The organism is Variovorax sp. dw_954, assembly GCF_018449755.1.
GTDB lineage: Bacteria > Pseudomonadota > Gammaproteobacteria > Burkholderiales > Burkholderiaceae_C > Variovorax.
Map to the genome: position 1 here is coordinate 71,797 of NZ_JAAVVD010000002.1, position 15,114 is coordinate 86,910.

16 protein-coding genes and 1 tRNA gene are annotated in these 15,114 nt (G+C 64.4%); 15 read left to right on the forward strand and 2 right to left on the reverse strand.

Going from position 1 to position 15,114, the window contains the following annotated elements:
* Positions 1-47 precede the first annotated feature (47 nt).
* Positions 48-1,085 (forward strand): tRNA (adenosine(37)-N6)-threonylcarbamoyltransferase complex transferase subunit TsaD, encoded by a 1,038-nt coding sequence (tsaD, locus tag HB681_RS03435; RefSeq protein WP_213953376.1) that lies wholly within the window; start codon positions 48-50, stop codon positions 1,083-1,085.
* Here tsaD and HB681_RS03440 read toward each other — a convergent pair.
* Together HB681_RS03440 and HB681_RS03445 are read right to left on the reverse strand one after the other, a co-directional pair.
* Positions 1,045-1,794, reverse strand: a complete 750-nt coding sequence (locus HB681_RS03440) for an alpha/beta hydrolase (protein WP_256354108.1) — start codon at positions 1,792-1,794, stop codon at positions 1,045-1,047. The two genes, tsaD and HB681_RS03440, sit on opposite strands and share 41 nt — an antisense overlap.
* Before the next feature lie 181 nt (positions 1,795-1,975).
* A complete protein-coding gene (locus HB681_RS03445) occupies positions 1,976-2,350 on the reverse strand; it encodes an Hsp20/alpha crystallin family protein (RefSeq protein WP_213953377.1) in 375 nt (124 codons plus the stop codon).
* Between the two features lie 135 nt (positions 2,351-2,485).
* Between HB681_RS03445 and HB681_RS03450 the strand changes: the two genes are divergently transcribed.
* The 14 genes from HB681_RS03450 to nuoF all read left to right on the forward strand — a co-directional run bounded on the left by HB681_RS03450 (position 2,486) and on the right by nuoF (position 15,103).
* Positions 2,486-3,781, forward strand: coding sequence for a branched-chain amino acid ABC transporter substrate-binding protein (locus tag HB681_RS03450; RefSeq protein WP_213953378.1), 1,296 nt, complete (start codon positions 2,486-2,488; stop codon positions 3,779-3,781).
* 38 nt (positions 3,782-3,819) lie between these two features.
* The gene (locus tag HB681_RS03455) at positions 3,820-4,992 is read left to right on the forward strand and encodes a pyridoxal phosphate-dependent aminotransferase (protein WP_213953379.1); all 1,173 of its coding nucleotides are present in this window, start codon (positions 3,820-3,822) and stop codon (positions 4,990-4,992) included.
* A gap of 109 nt (positions 4,993-5,101) precedes the next feature.
* Complete coding sequence (rpsO, locus tag HB681_RS03460; protein WP_007837783.1) at positions 5,102-5,368, forward strand: 30S ribosomal protein S15; 267 nt, start codon at positions 5,102-5,104, stop codon at positions 5,366-5,368.
* Positions 5,369-5,573: 205 nt separating this feature from the next.
* Positions 5,574-7,943: a polyribonucleotide nucleotidyltransferase gene (gene pnp, locus HB681_RS03465; protein WP_213953380.1), complete on the forward strand. Its 2,370-nt coding sequence runs from the start codon at positions 5,574-5,576 to the stop codon at positions 7,941-7,943.
* A 90-nt stretch (positions 7,944-8,033) separates the two neighbouring features.
* Complete coding sequence (locus HB681_RS03470; RefSeq protein WP_213953381.1) at positions 8,034-9,029, forward strand: NAD(P)H-quinone oxidoreductase; 996 nt, start codon at positions 8,034-8,036, stop codon at positions 9,027-9,029.
* 12 nt (positions 9,030-9,041) lie between these two features.
* Positions 9,042-9,797 (forward strand): triose-phosphate isomerase, encoded by a 756-nt coding sequence (gene tpiA / locus HB681_RS03475; RefSeq protein WP_213953382.1) that lies wholly within the window; start codon positions 9,042-9,044, stop codon positions 9,795-9,797.
* 40 nt (positions 9,798-9,837) lie between these two features.
* On the forward strand, positions 9,838-10,266 hold the full coding sequence (secG, locus tag HB681_RS03480) for a preprotein translocase subunit SecG (RefSeq protein ID WP_213953383.1): 429 nt from the start codon (positions 9,838-9,840) through the stop codon (positions 10,264-10,266).
* 114 nt (positions 10,267-10,380) lie between these two features.
* Positions 10,381-10,465 (forward strand) — tRNA-Leu (locus HB681_RS03485).
* Between the two features lie 56 nt (positions 10,466-10,521).
* The gene (locus HB681_RS03490) at positions 10,522-10,881 is read left to right on the forward strand and encodes an NADH-quinone oxidoreductase subunit A (RefSeq protein ID WP_213953384.1); all 360 of its coding nucleotides are present in this window, start codon (positions 10,522-10,524) and stop codon (positions 10,879-10,881) included.
* A gap of 2 nt (positions 10,882-10,883) precedes the next feature.
* Complete coding sequence (locus HB681_RS03495; RefSeq protein ID WP_140839331.1) at positions 10,884-11,366, forward strand: NADH-quinone oxidoreductase subunit B; 483 nt, start codon at positions 10,884-10,886, stop codon at positions 11,364-11,366.
* 7 nt (positions 11,367-11,373) lie between these two features.
* Positions 11,374-11,982, forward strand: coding sequence for an NADH-quinone oxidoreductase subunit C (locus tag HB681_RS03500; protein WP_213953385.1), 609 nt, complete (start codon positions 11,374-11,376; stop codon positions 11,980-11,982).
* Positions 11,983-13,236, forward strand: coding sequence for an NADH-quinone oxidoreductase subunit D (locus tag HB681_RS03505; protein WP_213953386.1), 1,254 nt, complete (start codon positions 11,983-11,985; stop codon positions 13,234-13,236).
* Positions 13,233-13,763, forward strand: a complete 531-nt coding sequence (gene nuoE, locus HB681_RS03510) for an NADH-quinone oxidoreductase subunit NuoE (RefSeq protein ID WP_213953387.1) — start codon at positions 13,233-13,235, stop codon at positions 13,761-13,763. The genes HB681_RS03505 and nuoE overlap by 4 nt, the downstream gene beginning before the upstream one ends.
* Positions 13,763-15,103 (forward strand): NADH-quinone oxidoreductase subunit NuoF, encoded by a 1,341-nt coding sequence (gene nuoF, locus HB681_RS03515; RefSeq protein WP_213953388.1) that lies wholly within the window; start codon positions 13,763-13,765, stop codon positions 15,101-15,103. The genes nuoE and nuoF overlap by 1 nt, the downstream gene beginning before the upstream one ends.
* Positions 15,104-15,114: the final 11 nt, after the last annotated feature.

Here is a 15,114-nt window from a genome sequence, read left to right on the forward strand (position 1 = left end):
GCAGCAACATCCGTGCCCCCAAGCCGTGCGGCTCCTACACTCCCCGGATGCTTGTACTCGGAATCGAATCGTCTTGCGACGAAACCGGCGTCGCGCTCGTGGAAGCGCAAGGCAGCGCCACACCGCTGCTGCGCGCCCACGCGCTGCACAGCCAGATCGCCATGCACCAGGCCTATGGCGGCGTGGTGCCGGAACTGGCAAGCCGCGACCACATCCGCCGTGTGCTGCCGCTCGCGCAGACCGTGTTCGCGGAGGCCGGGCGCCAACTGGCCGACGTGGATGTGGTGGCCTACACGCGAGGGCCGGGCCTGGCCGGCGCGCTGCTGGTGGGCGCCGGCGTGGCATGCGCGTTGGGCGCGGCGCTCGGCAAGCCGGTGCTCGGCGTGCATCACCTCGAAGGCCACCTGCTGTCGCCTTTCCTGAGTGCCGACCCGCCGGAGTTTCCCTTCGTCGCGTTGCTGGTGTCGGGCGGCCATACCCAGTTGATGCGCGTCGACGGCGTGGGCCACTACGAGATCCTCGGCGAGACCATCGACGATGCCGCCGGCGAAGCCTTCGACAAGAGCGCCAAGCTCATGGGCCTGCCGTATCCCGGCGGCCCGTGGCTGGCCAAGCTGGCGGAGCAGGGCGATGCCGCGGCGTTCAAGCTGCCGCGTCCCTTGCTGCACAGCGGAGACCTCGACTTTTCCTTCGCCGGCCTCAAGACCGCGGTGATGACGCAGGCGAAGAAACTCGGTGGCGAACTCGAGGCCCGCAAGGCCGACCTGGCCGCATCGACCCAGGCGGCCATCGTCGAAGTGCTGCTCAAGAAAAGCATGGCGGCGCTGGAGGCCACCGGCATGAAGCGGCTGGTCGTGGCCGGCGGCGTCGGCGCCAACCACGACCTGCGCCGGCAACTCGACGCGGCCTGCGCCAGGCGCGGCGTGCGTGTGCACTACCCCGAGCTTCATCTGTGCACCGACAACGGCGCCATGATCGCGATGGCCGCGGCCATGCGCCTGCAAGCCGGCATGGCCGCGGCCACCCCGCGCTATGCCTTCGACGTCAAGCCCCGATGGCCACTGGATTCGTTGCAGGCTGCGTAGCGAGAGCTTGCAGATCCCGCTGCGCGGACACCGGGCGCAGTATCGGCAGCGGCAGGACCTGGAGCATGTCGCGCCAGAGCCGAGCCCATTGCGGCCAGTCGTGGCCGCCCTCGGTCGTGAACACATGGCCTTCGGGCAGCACCTCGGCCAGCACCTTGTGGTTGCACGCGAAGCGGTCGCTGGTCCCGAAACCCAGGTAGAGCGGCGGCAGGCGCCTGGATGGCGTCGGGAAGGCGTATTGCTGCAGCCATGGCCACAACAGACGGTCGGCCTCCGAATCCGACGGCGGCCCTTCCAGCGGGCGCCAGGAGCGCAGGCCGCCGGCCCGGGCAATGTCGGCGCCCAGCGGCCGGCGTCCGAGATAGGGCGCGATGGTCACGATGCCGTCGACGCTGCCCGGCGAAGCCAGTTCATGTATCAGCGCACCAAAGCCACCGATCGAAATGCCGACGAGCCAGATCGACTTGTATCCGCGCTCCCGTTGCGGCTGGATCACGCTCGATTGCAGGCGTTCGATGAAGGTCTGGTCGTAGTAGTAGGAGACGTTGGCATCCACGATCAGCACGTCGGCGTCGATCCGGCGCTGCCGTACGGCATCCACAAAGCCTTCGCGCTCGAACTCTTCCGGCTTCAGGAACGCGCCGGGCAGGAACACCAGCAGCGTGTCGGCGCGCGAAAGCGAGTGGGCGGCGTGCAAATGCGTGTCCATCGGTGATTCGTGTTGGCAACAAGGGCACCGTGACGGGTCAGCGCATCGGCGAAACCCGCGGTGTCAATGTAAGAAATTAAGTTTAATAAACGTCACAATATGTGAGATTTGTAGGTATTGTGGCTGCAAAAACAAAAAAGCCGGCAACTAAAAGTTACCGGCTTGTGGCTGGGAAGGCGAGTTACTGAATTGACAAATCGACCTTGTTGGAGACAGGTTGAAGCTTGCCCAGCTTGAGGGTCAGCACGCCGTTTTCCAGCTTGGCTTCGCTGGCCGCGGTGTCGATTTCCAGCGGCATCTCGTAGGCTGCCTTGACCTGGCGCCTGGCTTCTGCCTTGCTCTCGACGCGAACCACGGCGCCTTCGATGCTGACCGACAGGTCGTCGCGGGTCAGGCCCGGCACGTCGAAGGACAGGGTCCAGCTGGTGTCGTCCTGCTCGATGTTCACCCCATGGCGCGACACGGTGGCGTTGGCAAAGGCGCGATTGACGAAGCGCTCGAAGCTGCGGTCATGGGCGCGGGGCGAGCAGTTGTAGAGGGCCGGTGCAAAGAACATGTTGATCTCCTGATCTCGTAGGGTCATTGAGGACAAAAGGGGCGGGCATGGGGCTGCCCCTTACACTGCGCGGCCTTTTCATCATGAGTGCCGCATGCCACCTCATCTAGGCCCGTGCGGACGCCTTTCAAGAGCATGAATTTCCCCAATATTTCGCGCCGCCGGGCCTTGAAATCCGGCGCGCTGGCGCTAGGCGGCGCCCTTGCCGCATCGATGTCGCTCCCATCGCGCGCCAAGTCTCCCGAGCCCATTTCCCTGGCCCTGATCGAAAGCCTCAGCGGCCCATTCGCCAACACCGGCGAGGCCGTGTTCCGCAACCTGCAATGGGCGGTGGAGCGCGTCAACGCGCGCGGAGGCGTCAGGCTGCCCGGCGGCGCCCGGCCGCTCAAGCTCGAGCGCTATGACAGCAAGGGCCAGAACGAAGAAGCCTTGTCCGCCCTGCGCGCCGCCATCGACGACGGTTCGCGCATCGTCCTGCAAGGCAACTCGTCCGCCACCGCCGCCGCGCTGCTCGACGCCATCGACAAGAACAACGAGCGCGACCCGTCCCGGCGGGTGGTCTTCCTGAACTATTCGGCGGTCGATCCGATCCTCACCAACGAGCGCTGCAGCTTCTGGCACTTCCGCTTCGACGCCCATGCCGACATGCGCGTGACCGCGCTGATGGACGTGATGAAGGACGACGCGTCGCTGGAACGCGTCTACCTGATCGGGCAGGACTACAGCTTCGGCCAGTCGGTGCTGCGCGAATCGAAGCGCCAGCTCGGCCAGCTCCGGCCCGATATCCGGATCGTCGGCGAGGAACTGCATCCGATGGGCCGCGTGAAGGACTTCGCTCCTTATGCCAGCAAGATCCTCGCGAGCGGCGCGCAGGCCGTGGTCACGGGCAATTGGGGCAATGACCTGACGCTGCTGGTGAAGGCTGCGCGCGAGGCCGGTTACCAAGGCAAGTTCTACACCTTCTATGGCAATGCGCTGGGCGCGCCGGCCGCCATCGGCGACGCCGGGGTCGGCCGCGTCGTCGCGGTCGCCGACTGGCTGCCGAACGTACAGACGCCGGCCTCGGAGGCCTTCTACAAGTCCTTTCGCACGCGCTTTCCCAAGCCTGCCGACGACTACGTGCACATGCGCATGCAGCTGTTGGTCGAGGCGCTGGCGCAGTCGCTGGAGCGCGCCGGCAGTACGGAGGCGCTGCCGCTGGCCAAGGCGCTGGAGCATGCCGATGTCACCCTCGCCGGTCGCCGCGGGCACATGCGCGCAAGCGATCACCAGTTCCAGCAGCAATTGGTGGTCGGCATCATGGACAGGCAGGGTGCGCCTGGTGTGCGCTTCGACGTCGAGGGCTCGGGCTACGGCTTCCGCGTGATCAGGACGATCGACGCGGCACGGGCAGAAATGCCCACGACATGCCGCATGCGTCGTGAGGCCTGAAGCCCGGCGCGGCCTTGCTCGGCAGGCAGAATCGCCCGATGCGTCAAACCATCCTCCATCTCGAAGCTTCCAAGATCCGTGAAGTCGCCAATGCTGGCCTGGGCCGCGACGACGTGCTCGCCTTCTGGTTCGGCGAAAGCGACGAAGTCACGCCCGAATTCATCCGTCAGGCCGCCATCGACTCGCTCGCCAGGGGCGAAACCTTCTATGCCCATAACCTCGGCCTGCCCGAGTTGCGCGAAGCCATCGCGGCCTATGCCAGCAAATTGCACCCGCGCATCGACGCCGGCCGCATCGCGGTCACCTCCGGCGGCGTCAATGCGCTGATGCTGGCCGTGCAGGCGCTGGTCGACGCGGGTGACGAGGTCGTCGCGGTCACGCCGGTCTGGCCCAACCTCACGGCCCAGCCGGCAATCCTTGGCGCCCAGGTGCGATGCGTCTCGCTGGTGCCCAAGGCCGGCGAATGGACGCTGGACCTCGATGCCTTGCGCGCCGCCGTCACCCGACAGACCAAGCTCCTGATCATCAACGCCCCGAACAACCCCACCGGCTGGACGCTCACCCGCGAGGAACAGCAAGCCATCCTCGACCATTGCCGCGCCACCGGCACCTGGATCCTGGCCGACGAGGTCTACGAGCGCCTCTACTTCGAGCCCACGCCCAACGGCTGCGCGCCGAGCTTCCTCGACATCTGCACGCCGGACGACCGCCTGGTGGTCGCGCACAGCTTCTCCAAGAGCTTCCTCATGACCGGCTGGCGCCTAGGCTGGCTGGTGCTGCCGCCTTCGATGATGGACGGCATCGGCAAGCTCATCGAGTACAACACCTCCTGCGCCAGCGTCTTCACCCAGCGTGCCGGCATCGAGGCCCTGCGGCGCACCGACGAAGTCACGCCCCGCGTGGTCGCGCACCTGAAGCAGTGCCGCGACACGCTGGTGCCCTTGCTGCAATGCGTTCCCGGCGTCAAGGTCGCACCGGCGAGGGGCGGGATGTACGCCTTTTTCCAGCTCGAAGGCTTTTCCGACTCCCTGGAAGTCGCCAAGCGCTTGGTCGCCGAAGCCGGCCTTGGCCTCGCCCCCGGCAACGCCTTCGCGCCGGAAGCCCAGGGCTGGCTGCGCTGGTGCTTCGCCTCCAGGGATCCTCAGCGGCTGGTGCAGGGTGTCGAGCGCCTCGAGAAGTGGCTCGCGGTCCAGCAAAAACCAGCCCGCTGAAGCGGACGCGCTATAATCGACAGGCTTTGCATGCCGCAAGGCGCACGGTGCGTGCAGTTCCAGCGCACACCGCAAGTCAAATTCCCATCGGAACAAGGAAATTTTTCAAATGATCGCAGCCTCCATCAAGGCCGAAGTCGTCAAAGACAACGCCCGCGCCGCCAACGACACTGGCAGCCCCGAAGTGCAAGTCGCACTGCTCACCGCCCGCATCAACGAACTCACCCCTCACTTCAAGACGCACGCCAAGGACCACCACGGTCGCCGCGGCCTGCTGCGCATGGTGAGCCGTCGCCGCAAGCTCCTCGACTACCTCAAGTCCAAGGACGCTGACCGTTACACCGCGCTGATCGCCAAGCTGGGTCTGCGCAAGTAAGCCAACCGCATGCAAAAACGCCTGAGTTAGTCCGCTAGCTCAGGCGTTTTTTACTTCGCGGTTCCATTTCGGAGTGCAAGACAGAGCGAAGCTGTGTCATTCCAGGGAAGTTCGAGCCGAGCTTCGCTGGAATGGCATCGTGTTCTGACAAGCGCTCCAAAGCCTCGCAGGGTCGCGTGACCTTGCTATCAAAACAGGAGCAAACATGAGCCTCTTCAACAAAGTCACCAAGTCCTTCCAATGGGGCGACAAGACCGTCGTCCTGGAAACCGGTGAAATCGCCCGCCAGGCCAGCGGCGCGGTCAAGGTCGACATCGACGGCACCGTCATCCTCGCCACCGTGGTTGCCTCCAAGTCCGCCAAACCTGGCCAGGACTTCTTCCCGCTGACCGTCGACTACATCGAGAAGACCTATGCCGCCGGCAAGATCCCCGGCAGCTTCTTCAAGCGCGAAGCCAAGCCCAGCGAACACGAAACGCTGACCAGCCGCCTGATCGACCGTCCGATCCGCCCGCTGTTCCCCGAAGGCTTCCTGAACGAAGTGCATGTGGTCATCCACACGCTGTCCCTCAACCCCGAAGTCGATGCCGACATCGCCGCCATGGTCGGGGTGAGCGCCGCACTGTCGATCTCCGGCATCCCGTTCAGCGGCCCGATCGGTGCCGCCCGCGTGGGCTACATCAACGGCCAATACGTGCTGAATCCGGGCCAGACGGCCCGCAAGGATTCGCAGATGGACCTGGTCGTCGCCGGCACCGAAGCGGCGGTGCTGATGGTCGAATCCGAAGCCCTGCAACTGAGCGAAGAAATCATGCTCGGCGGCGTGGTGTTCGGCCATGAACAAGCCAGCATCGCGATCAATGCGATCCACGAACTCGTGCGCGACGCCGGCAAGCCGGTGTGGGATTGGCAAGCGCCTGCCGAAGACGAGAACTTCGTCGCCAAGGTCAAGGGCCTGGCCGAAGAAAAGCTGCGCGCCGTCTACCAGATCCGCAGCAAGCAAGCCCGCACCCAAGCCCTGCGCGAAGCCAATGCTTCGGTGATGGCCTCGCTCAAGGAAAGCGGCGAACCCTTCGACGCCGGCAAGGTCAACGACCTGCTGTTCAGCATCGAAGCCAAGATCGTCCGCAGCCAGATCCTCGAAGGCGAACCGCGCATCGACGGCCGCGACACGCGCACCGTCCGCCCGATCGAGATCCGCAACTCCGTGCTGCCGCGCACCCACGGTTCGGCCCTGTTCACCCGTGGTGAAACGCAGGCGCTGGTCGTGACCACGCTGGGCACCGAGCGCGATGCACAGCGCATCGACGCACTCGCCGGCGAGTACGAGGACCGCTTCCTGTTCCACTACAACATGCCTCCCTTTGCCACCGGCGAAGTGGGCCGCATGGGCTCGACCAAGCGTCGCGAAGTCGGCCACGGGCGCCTGGCCAAGCGTGCGCTCGTCGCAGTGCTTCCGAAGAAGGAAGAGTTCCCGTACACGATCCGCGTCGTCTCGGAAATCACCGAGTCGAACGGCTCCTCTTCGATGGCTTCGGTCTGCGGTGGCTGCCTGTCGATGATGGATGCCGGCGTGCCGATGAAGGCGCACGTCGCCGGCATCGCCATGGGCCTGATCAAGGAAGGCAACCGCTTCGCAGTGCTGACCGACATCCTGGGCGACGAAGATCACCTCGGCGACATGGACTTCAAGGTAGCGGGTACCACCAACGGCATCACCGCGCTGCAGATGGACATCAAGATTCAGGGCATCACCAAGGAAATCATGCAGGTCGCACTGGCGCAGGCCAAGGAAGCGCGCATGCACATCCTCGGCAAGATGCAGGAAGCGATGGGGGAGGCCAAGGCCGAAGTGTCGAACTTCGCTCCGCGCCTGTTCACGATGAAGATCAACCCCGAGAAGATCCGCGACGTGATCGGCAAGGGCGGCTCGGTCATCCGTGCGCTGACCGAGGAAACCGGCTGCCAGATCAACATCGACGAAGACGGCACCATCACCATCGCGTCGACCGATCCTGAAAAGGCGGAACACGCGAAGAAGCGCATCGAGCAGATCACCGCCGAAGTCGAAATCGGCAAGGTCTATGAAGGCCCGGTCACCAAGATCCTGGACTTCGGCGCGCTGATCAACCTGCTGCCCGGCAAGGACGGCCTGCTGCACATCAGCCAGATCGCGCACGAACGCGTCGAGAAGGTCACCGACTACCTGAGCGAAGGCCAGATCGTGAAGGTCAAGGTCCTGGAAACCGATGAAAAGGGCCGCGTCAAGCTGTCGATGAAGGCCCTGACCGAGCGTCCGGCCGGCATGGAATTCCAGGAGCGTGCGCCGCGTGAAGACCGTGGTGATCGCGGCGACCGTGGCGGCGAACGCCGTGAACGTGGCGATCGCCCGCCGCGTGGCGACCGCGAGCCGCGCGCCCCGCGCTTCGAAGGCGAGCGCAACGAAGCGCCGCGTGAGCAGCGCAACGAGCCGCAGCAGCAGCAACCGCGTGAAGCCGCACCGGCCCTGGCCGAGCCGCAGCAAAGCGTGTATGCCTCGCGCGTCGAGAGCGACAACGGCGAACGCCAGCCCTGAGGCCGGCAGGCAGGGGCCGTCGCGAGGCGGCCCTTGTCGTTTGTTTCACAGCGTTGTCGTCCTGGGGACGGGATGCAGTCCGAAGAGACCATGAAAGCCATTGAAATCACTACGTTCGGCGCCCCTGAGGTGCTGCGCGTCGGCGAGCGCCCGGCGCCCGTGGCGGGCGCGGGTGAATTGCTGGTTCGAGTCGCGGCCAGCGGCGTGAACCGGCCCGACGTGCTGCAGCGCATGGGTCACTATCCCGTGCCGCCCGGCGCCTCCGATTTACCCGGCCTCGAACTGGCAGGCGAGATCGTCTCTGGCGACGCCGTGGCGATGGCCGCGGCCGGCTTGAAGGTCGGCGACCACGTCTGCGCGCTCGTCGCGGGCGGTGCCTATGCCGAACTGTGCGTCGCGCCGGTCGCGCAATGTCTGCCGGTGCCCAAGGGTTGGAGCGATGTCGAAGCAGCGACGCTGCCCGAGACCTTCTTCACCGTCTGGAGCAACGTGTTCGAACGCGGTCGATTGCAGGCCGGTGAAACGCTGTTGGTGCAGGGTGGATCCAGCGGCATCGGCGTGACGGCCATCCAGTTGGCCAAGGCGCTCGGCGCGACCGTCATCGTGACGGCTGGCAGCGACGACAAGTGCGAAGCCTGCCTGAAGCTTGGCGCCGACCATGCGATCAACTACAAGACCGCCGATTTCGTCGAGGAAGCAAAGAAGCTCACCGGCGGCAAGGGCGTCGACGTGGTGCTCGACATGGTGGCCGGCAGCTACGTGGCGCGCGAGATCGAGTGCCTGGCCGAAGACGGCCGGCTCGTGATCATCGCCGTGCAGGGCGGCATCAAGAGCGAGATCAATGCCGGCCTGGTGCTGCGCAAGCGCCTGACCGTCACCGGTTCGACGCTGCGTCCGCGCCCCGTCGCATTCAAGGCCGCCATCGCGAAGGCCCTGCGTGAAAAGGTCTGGCCCTTGCTGGAACGCGGCGCGATCAAGCCCGTGATCCACAGCAGCTTCGCGGCGGCAGAGCAGGGCGGCGCGGCGAAGGCGCACGAACTGATGGAGTCGAACCAGCACATCGGCAAGATCGTGCTGACCTGGTAGGGCAATCAATAGATGACAACTCACAAGAACAAGCTGATCGCGGGCAACTGGAAGATGAACGGCAGCTTGGCTGCCAACTCGGCGTTGGTGGAAGCGCTGAAGCAGGGCGTGGACGATCCGGCCTGCGACGTCGCACTGTGCGTGCCCGCGCCCTACCTGGCGCAGGTGCAGTCGCTGGTTGCAGGCTCGCCCATCGAACTGGGCGCGCAGGACGTGTCGATGCACGCGCAAGGCGCCTACACCGGCGAGCAGTCGAGCGCGATGCTGAAGGACTTCGGCGTGCGCTATGCCATCGTCGGCCATTCGGAGCGCCGCCAGTACCACGGTGAGACGGACGCGACGGTGGCCGCGAAGACGGCCGCCGCATTGACCAACGGTATTACGCCGATCGTCTGTGTCGGCGAGACGCTGGCGGAACGCGAGGCGGGGCAGACCGAAGAGGTGGTCAAGCGGCAACTTGCCGCGGTGATACATGTCAACGGCCATTGCATCAGCGAAATCGTGGTGGCCTATGAGCCCGTGTGGGCCATCGGCACCGGCAAGACCGCCACGCCGGCGCAGGCGCAAACCGTGCACGCGCTGCTGCGTGCGCAGTTGCATCACGCGGCCAGCGAACATGCTGCCGGCATTCGCATCCTCTACGGCGGCAGCATGAATGCAGCCAATGCGGCCGAACTGCTCTCACAGCCCGACATCAACGGCGGCCTGATTGGCGGTGCTTCGCTCAAGGCCCCTGACTTTTTGCAAATCATTGCGGCGGCGCGCTGAGCGTGCGCTGCGGTACGAATCGAACCTGGAGTAAGAACGAATGAACGTGTTTCTCAACATCTTGACGGGCGTGCAGATGCTCGCGGCGCTGGCGATGATCGGGTTGATCCTGATCCAGCACGGCAAGGGTGCCGACATGGGTGCGGCCTTCGGCAGCGGCAGCGCCGGCAGCCTGTTTGGTGCAAGCGGTAGCGCCAACTTCCTCTCGCGCACCACGGCGGTGTTGGCGGCGGTCTTCTTTGCCTGCACGCTGGGCCTGGCCTACCTGAGCCACGCCCGCCCGAGCAGTGGTGGTGGCAGCCTGATCGAACGCGCCGCGGTCAGCGCGCCGGCGCCTGCGCCGGCTGCTCCAGCATCGGGTTCGGCCGCGCAGATTCCGGCGACGCCGGCACCGGCAACGGGCACGAGCGCACCCGCGGCGGAGCCTGTTGCACCAGCAGGTGGCGCTGCCCAGATCCCGGCAAAGTAAATGCATCGTTCGATGCACTCGGTGCAAGAAAACGTTTCATTTCAGGGTAAACTCTGACTCTGTCTGGAAAGCCAAATCCTTCACGGTCCTCATGCCATCCAGATAAGACAAACCGCGGTCGTGGTGAAATTGGTAGACACGCTATCTTGAGGGGGTAGTGGCGAAAGCTGTGCGAGTTCGAGTCTCGCCGACCGCACCAAATCTCACGAGCAGGAACACTTCCTGCTCGTGGCAAGCGGTGATAGAACCTTCCCGATGAACCTCGAAACATACCTCCCAGTCCTGTTGTTCATCCTGGTCGGTATCGGGGTAGGCATTGCGCCCCAGATCCTCGGCTACATCCTCGGGCCGAACCGTCCCGATTCTGCAAAGAACTCCCCCTACGAGTGCGGCTTCGAAGCTTTCGAGAATGCCCGCATGCAGTTCGATGTCCGCTATTACCTGGTGGCCATCCTCTTCATCCTTTTCGATCTTGAGATCGCTTTCCTGTTTCCCTGGGCCGTCGCGCTGAAGGAAGTAGGTGCAGCAGGTTTCTGGGCCGTCGTCATCTTTCTCGCCATCCTTGTCGTGGGCTTCGTCTACGAATGGAAAAAGGGCGCGCTTGACTGGGAATAACAATGGCCATTGAAGGCGTTTTCAAGGAAGGCTTCGTCACCACGTCGTACGACTCCGTGGTGAACTGGGCCAAGACCGGCTCGCTGTGGCCCATGACCTTTGGTCTGGCCTGCTGCGCCGTCGAAATGATGCATGCGGCCGCCGCACGCTATGACATCGGTCGCTTCGGCGCCGAGGTGTTCCGGGCCAGCCCACGCCAGTCCGATCTGATGATCGTGGCTGGCACGCTGTGCAACAAGATGGCGCCGGCGCTGCGCAAGGTCTACGACCAGATGGCGGAGCCGCGCTGGGTGCTGTCGATGGGCTCGTGCGCCAACGGCGGTGGCTACTATCACTACAGCTATTCCGTGGTGCGCGGCTGCGACCGCATCGTGCCCGTCGACGTCTATGTACCGGGCTGCCCGCCAACCGCCGAAGCGCTGATCTACGGGATCATCCAGCTTCAGCAGAAGGTTCGCCGAACCAACACTATCGCGCGGGCCTGAGCACTTCATGACCACTTTTGCGATTGCTCCCGAAGTCCTCAGGGACACGATCTCCAGCGCGCTCGGCGACAAGCTCGCCAGCATCAAGGTGGCGCTGGGCGAGGTCACCGTCACCGTCAAGGCCGACGTCTATCTCGAGGCGATGGAAACATTGCGCGATGCACCTGGCTGCAAGTTCGAGCAGCTCATCGACATCTGCGGCATGGACTACTCGGCTTGGCGAGACACGGAATGGGATGGGCCGCGCTACTGCGCCGTCTCCCACCTGTTGTCGGTATCCCTGAACCAGCGCGTGCGCGTCAAGGTGTTCTGCCCGGACGACGACTTCCCGGTCATTCCCTCGGTGATGCACATCTGGAACTCGGCCAACTGGTTCGAGCGCGAGGCTTTCGACCTGTACGGCATCGTGTTCGATGGCCACGTCGACCTGCGCCGCATCCTGACCGACTACGGCTTCATCGGCCACCCGTTCCGCAAGGATTTCCCGCTGTCGGGCCATGTCGAGATGCGCTACGACGAAGAGCTGCGGCGCGTGGTCTACCAGCCCGTGACGATCGAGCCGCGTGAAGTCACGCCGCGCATCATCCGCGAAGAGAACTATGGAGGCCTGCAGTAAATGGCCGACATCAAGAACTACACCCTGAACTTCGGGCCCCAGCATCCGGCAGCGCACGGCGTACTGCGCCTCGTGCTGGAGCTGGACGGCGAGGTCGTGCAGCGCGCCGACCCGCACATCGGCCTGCTGCATCGCGCGACCGAAAAGCTGGCAGAAGGCAAGACCTTCATCCAGTCGCTGCCGTACATGGATCGTCTCGACTACGTGTCGATGATGTGCAACGAGCACGCCTACTGCCTGGCGATCGAGAAGCTGCTCGGCCTCGAAGTGCCGATTCGCGCGCAGTACATCCGCGTGATGTTCTCGGAAATCACACGCTTGCTGAACCACCTGATGTGGCTCGGCTCCCACGCGAACGATTGCGGCAGTTCCACCGTGCTGATCTACGCGTTCCGTGAACGCGAAGACCTGTTCGACATGTACGAAGCCGTGTCCGGCGCGCGCATGCATGCAGCCTACTTCCGTCCGGGCGGTGTTTACCGCGACCTGCCGGACACCATGCCGCAGTACAAGCACAGCAAGATCAAGAATGCCAAGACCATGGCGCGCCTGAACGAGAACCGCCAGGGTTCGCTGCTGGACTTCATCGATGACTTCTCGAAGCGTTTCGTGAAGCACATGGAGGAGTACCACACGCTGCTCAGCGACAACCGTATCTGGAAGCAGCGGACCGTCAACATCGGCGTGATGACGCAGGAACGTGCCTTGAGCCTCGGCCTGACCGGTCCGATGCTGCGTGGCTCCGGCATCGCCTGGGACCTGCGCAAGACGCAGCCGTACGATGTCTACGACCGCATGGATTTCGACATCCCCGTGGGCAAGACCGGCGATTGCTACGACCGCTACCTGGTGCGCATGGAAGAGATGGCGCAGTCCAACCGCATCATCCAGCAGTGCTCCGCCTGGCTGCGCGCGAACCCCGGCCCCGTGATCACCGACAACCACAAGGTGGCCGCACCCGCGCGCGAATCCATGAAGTCCAACATGGAAGAGCTGATCCACCACTTCAAGCTCTTCACCGAAGGCTTCCATGTGCCGGAGGGAGAGGCCTATGCGGCGGTCGAGCATCCGAAGGGCGAGTTCGGCATCTACCTGGTCAGCGACGGCGCCAACAAGCCCTATCGCCTGAAGATTCGCGCACCTGGTTTTGCGCACCTTGCCGCGCTCGACGAGATGGCGCGCGGCCACATGATCGCCGACACCGTGGCGGTGATCGGAACGCTGGACATCGTGTTCGGAGAGATCGATCGATGAGCAATCCCCACCACACACCTGCGAGCACGCAAGCGATCGACGACGCGATGCTCGCGCTGTTCGCGCGCGAGGTCGCCAAGTACCCGGCCGACCAGGCGCAATCGGCCGTGATGGCCTGCCTGCAGATCGTGCAGAAGGCGCACGGCTGGGTCAGCCTCGAAAGCGAAAAGGTCATTGCCGACTACCTCGGCATGCCACAGATCGCGGTGCATGAAGTCACCACCTTCTACAACATGTACAACCAGCATCCGGTGGGCAAGTTCAAGCTCAACGTGTGCACGAACCTGCCGTGCCAGTTGCGCGATGGCGTGGTCGCGCTGGCGCACCTGGAGAAGAAGCTCGGCATCAAGATGGGCGACACCACGGCCGACGGCCTGTTCACCCTGCAGCAGAGCGAATGCCTCGGGGCCTGCGCCGATTCGCCTGTGATGCTGGTCAATGACGTGACCATGTGCAGCTTCATGAGCAATGACAAGCTCGACCAGCTCATCGACGGCCTCCGTACGGCCCAGGGGAGTGCCTCGTGATGAACGCCGACCAAGTCCTCGCCCAGTTCCAGGCCACTGGCGTCCAGACCTGCTTCCACAACCGCCATATTGAGCCGCAGATCTATGCGGGTCTCGACGGCACCAACTGGCGCCTGGCCGACTACGAAGCGCGCGGCGGCTACAAGGCGCTGCGCAAGATCCTGAGCGAAGGCATGACGCCGGAGCAGGTGATCGCCGAAGTCAAGGCTTCCGGGCTGCGTGGTCGCGGTGGCGCCGGCTTTCCCACCGGCCTGAAGTGGAGCTTCATGCCGCGCCAGTTCCCGGGCCAGAAATACCTGGTCTGCAATTCGGACGAAGGCGAGCCGGGTACGTGCAAGGACCGCGACATTCTGCAGTTCAACCCGCACATCGTGATCGAAGGCATGGCCATCGCCGCGTATGCGATGGGCATCAGCGTCGGCTACAACTACATCCACGGCGAGATCTTCGCGTCGTACGATCGTTTTGAAGAAGCGCTGGAAGAGGCGCGTGCCGCCGGCTATCTCGGCAACGGCATCATGGGCAGCAGCTACAACTTCCAGCTGCATGCGGCCCACGGCTTCGGCGCCTACATCTGCGGCGAGGAAACCGCGCTGCTCGAATCGCTCGAAGGCAAGAAGGGCCAGCCGCGCTTCAAGCCGCCGTTTCCGGCGAGCTTCGGCCTCTACGGCAAGCCGACGACCATCAACAACACCGAGACCTTCGCGGCGGTACCGTGGATCATCATCAACGGTGGCCCGGCTTACCTCGAATGCGGCAAGCCGAACAACGGCGGCACCAAGATCTATTCGGTGAGCGGCGACGTCGAGTTGCCAGGCAACTACGAAGTGCCGATGGGCACGCCGTTCAGCAAGCTGCTGGAACTGTGCGGCGGGGTGCGCAAGGGCCGCCAGCTCAAGGCCGTGATCCCCGGCGGATCGTCGTCGCCGGTGCTGCCCGCGTCCATCATGATGGAATGCACGATGGACTACGACTCCATCGCCAAGGCCGGCTCGATGCTGGGTTCGGGTGCGGTCATCGTCATGGACGACAGCCGTTCGATGGTCGAGTCGCTCAAGCGCCTTTCGTATTTCTACATGCACGAATCCTGCGGCCAGTGCACGCCCTGCCGCGAAGGCACGGGCTGGCTCTATCGCGTGGTCGAGCGCATCCACAACGGGCAAGGCAAGGCGACCGACATGGACCTGCTGAATTCGGTGGCCGACAACATCCAGGGCCGCACCATCTGCGCACTGGGCGATGCCGCTGCGATGCCGGTGCGCGCGATGATCAAGCACTTCCGCCACGAGTTCGAGGCGCTCATTCCGGGCTACGTCCCTGCAGCGGCCGCCAAGGCCTGAGGGACGGGAAA

Excerpts from the sequence above, each read along its gene's own strand:
- tsaD (WP_213953376.1), top strand. The coding sequence starts at position 48 with ATGCTTGTACTCGGAATCGAATCGTCTTGCGACGAAACCGGCGTCGCG.
- HB681_RS03440 (WP_256354108.1), bottom strand. The coding sequence starts at position 1,794 with ATGGACACGCATTTGCACGCCGCCCACTCGCTTTCGCGCGCCGACACG.
- HB681_RS03445 (WP_213953377.1), bottom strand. The coding sequence starts at position 2,350 with ATGTTCTTTGCACCGGCCCTCTACAACTGCTCGCCCCGCGCCCATGAC.
- HB681_RS03450 (WP_213953378.1), top strand. The coding sequence starts at position 2,486 with ATGAATTTCCCCAATATTTCGCGCCGCCGGGCCTTGAAATCCGGCGCG.
- HB681_RS03455 (WP_213953379.1), top strand. The coding sequence starts at position 3,820 with ATGCGTCAAACCATCCTCCATCTCGAAGCTTCCAAGATCCGTGAAGTC.
- rpsO (WP_007837783.1), top strand. The coding sequence starts at position 5,102 with ATGATCGCAGCCTCCATCAAGGCCGAAGTCGTCAAAGACAACGCCCGC.
- pnp (WP_213953380.1), top strand. The coding sequence starts at position 5,574 with ATGAGCCTCTTCAACAAAGTCACCAAGTCCTTCCAATGGGGCGACAAG.
- HB681_RS03470 (WP_213953381.1), top strand. The coding sequence starts at position 8,034 with ATGAAAGCCATTGAAATCACTACGTTCGGCGCCCCTGAGGTGCTGCGC.
- tpiA (WP_213953382.1), top strand. The coding sequence starts at position 9,042 with ATGACAACTCACAAGAACAAGCTGATCGCGGGCAACTGGAAGATGAAC.
- secG (WP_213953383.1), top strand. The coding sequence starts at position 9,838 with ATGAACGTGTTTCTCAACATCTTGACGGGCGTGCAGATGCTCGCGGCG.
- HB681_RS03490 (WP_213953384.1), top strand. The coding sequence starts at position 10,522 with ATGAACCTCGAAACATACCTCCCAGTCCTGTTGTTCATCCTGGTCGGT.
- HB681_RS03495 (WP_140839331.1), top strand. The coding sequence starts at position 10,884 with ATGGCCATTGAAGGCGTTTTCAAGGAAGGCTTCGTCACCACGTCGTAC.
- HB681_RS03500 (WP_213953385.1), top strand. The coding sequence starts at position 11,374 with ATGACCACTTTTGCGATTGCTCCCGAAGTCCTCAGGGACACGATCTCC.
- HB681_RS03505 (WP_213953386.1), top strand. The coding sequence starts at position 11,983 with ATGGCCGACATCAAGAACTACACCCTGAACTTCGGGCCCCAGCATCCG.
- nuoE (WP_213953387.1), top strand. The coding sequence starts at position 13,233 with ATGAGCAATCCCCACCACACACCTGCGAGCACGCAAGCGATCGACGAC.
- nuoF (WP_213953388.1), top strand. The coding sequence starts at position 13,763 with ATGAACGCCGACCAAGTCCTCGCCCAGTTCCAGGCCACTGGCGTCCAG.